Source organism: Nesterenkonia aerolata (genome assembly GCF_031470965.1).
GTDB lineage: Bacteria > Actinomycetota > Actinomycetes > Actinomycetales > Micrococcaceae > Nesterenkonia > Nesterenkonia aerolata.
Genome location: NZ_JAVKGR010000046.1, coordinates 1 through 1,270 on the forward strand (window position 1 = coordinate 1; position 1,270 = coordinate 1,270).

Below are 1,270 nucleotides of genomic sequence, written 5' to 3' on the forward strand. Positions count from 1 at the left end.
GGGACTGCCGCACATTTAGGTGACAGTTGGGGGTGTCAGGCCGCGAGGCTCACGGCCGGGTTCATGATGGTCTCGTATTCGATGGGGGTCAATCGGCCCAGACGGGTCTGTCGGCGGCGTCGGTGATACGTCCTTTCGATCCAGGTGATGATTGCGATTCGGAGCTCTTCTCGGGTCTGCCAACGCTTACGGTCCAGGACGTTCTTCTGTAGCAGCGCGAAGAAGGACTCCATGGCGGCGTTATCGCCGGCAGCACCGACCTGGCCCATGGATCCGATGAGGTGGTGACGGTTCAGGGCGTGCACGAACTTCCGTGACCGGAACTGGGAGCCTCTATCCGAATGCACGATGCAACCGGCGGCGTCACGGCGTCGAGATACCGCGCTGTCCAGGGCATTCACCGCGAGACAAGCCTTCATCCGGTCGCTCATCGAGTAGCCCACGATCCGGCCGGAGAACACGTCCTTGATGGCGCAGAGGTAGAGCTTGCCCTCGTCGGTCCAGTGCTCGGTGATGTCGGTCAGCCACAGCTCGTTGACGTCATCGGCGGAGAAGTCCCGCTTCACAAGGTCGTCATGGACGGGCGGTCCAGGGCGCTTCCCGTTCTTGCCGCGCTTCTTTCCGAACACGGACCACCACTGGTTGTCCCGGCAGATCCTCCACGCCGTCCGCTCACACATCACCTCGCCGGACTCTGCGGCTTCACTGACGAGGAACCGGTAGCCGAACTCGGGGTCGTCGCGGTGGGCGTCCAACAGTGCGTTTGCTCGGTAGGCCTCGGTCAGCTCGGCTGTGGTGACCTGCTGGTGCCGCCAGCGATAGTAGGGCTGACGGGAGAGCTTCAAGACCCGCAGGGACACCGCGACGGGGATCCCGTCGGCGGCGAGCTCGCTCACGAGCGGGTAGAACCTTTTCCCGGCAGGTTCGCCTGGGACAGGTAGGCGGCAGCACGACGCAGGACCTCGTTCTCCTGCTCCAGCAACCGGTTCCGGCGGCGGAGCTCGCGCAGTTCCGTCGAGTCCTCACGGGTCTTCCCGGGGCGATTGCCGTCGTCGATGTCTGCTTGGCGGATCCATTTGTGGAGCGTCATCTCGTGGACGTCGAAGTCCTTCGCGATCTGCGCGATGGTGACGCCGTCCTCGCGGGACCGGGCGACTCGCACGACGTCCTCGCGGAACTCCTGGGGGTAGGGAGCGGGCATGGTGCACATCCTTCCAGGCCGCCCAGTGGGCAAGCCAGATCAGATGTCACCTATCCGTGCGGCAGTCCC

The 1,270-nt window shown here is 64.4% G+C and carries 1 protein-coding gene; it reads right to left on the minus strand.

Translation table 11 applies throughout. The annotated features are described in order from the left end of the window. Positions 1 to 35 precede the first annotated feature (35 nt). Positions 36 to 1,201 (minus strand): IS3 family transposase gene (locus tag RIL96_RS13245; RefSeq protein WP_310549483.1). Its coding sequence is split into 2 segments (ribosomal slippage): positions 36 to 914 and positions 917 to 1,201, totalling 1,164 coding nucleotides; the frame shifts between segments, so codons are not numbered across the junction. Positions 1,202 to 1,270 lie beyond the last annotated feature (69 nt).